Source organism: Pseudomonas sp. UMAB-40 (assembly GCF_900095275.1).
Classification (GTDB): Bacteria; Pseudomonadota; Gammaproteobacteria; order Pseudomonadales; family Pseudomonadaceae; genus Aquipseudomonas; species Aquipseudomonas mandelii_B.
The window spans coordinates 1-324 of the sequence record NZ_LT607561.1 but is presented as its reverse complement, the minus strand read 5'-3'; the positions used below and the strand labels follow the sequence as shown (position 1 = coordinate 324).

At 54.3% G+C, this 324-nt stretch carries 1 pseudogene; it reads left to right on the top strand.

The features are described 5' to 3' along the window. Window positions 1-106: 106 nt before the first annotated feature. Window positions 107-324, top strand: a pseudogene (locus tag K0F88_RS16230) (peptide ABC transporter permease); the annotation flags it as partial.

The window sequence follows — 324 nt, the reverse complement described above, 5'->3', positions numbered from 1 at the left end:
CTAATAACTTCGCCACCACCCAGGTGAAGTAGATAAGAAAACTCCCGGTGTCCCTGACTCCAGGGACACCAGGCACGCCTAACCGGCTGATGAGGTACACCAGAAGATGTTTAGTTTTATTGCCCGCCGATTGGGGTTACTGATCCCCACATTCTTCGGCATCACCTTGCTGACTTTCGCGTTGATTCGCATGATTCCTGGCGACCCCGTGGAAGTGATGATGGGCGAACGTCGGGTCGACCCCGAAATGCACGCTCAGGCAATGGAACGCCTTGGCCTGAACAAACCGCTGTATGCCCAGTACCTGGACTACATCGGCAAGTT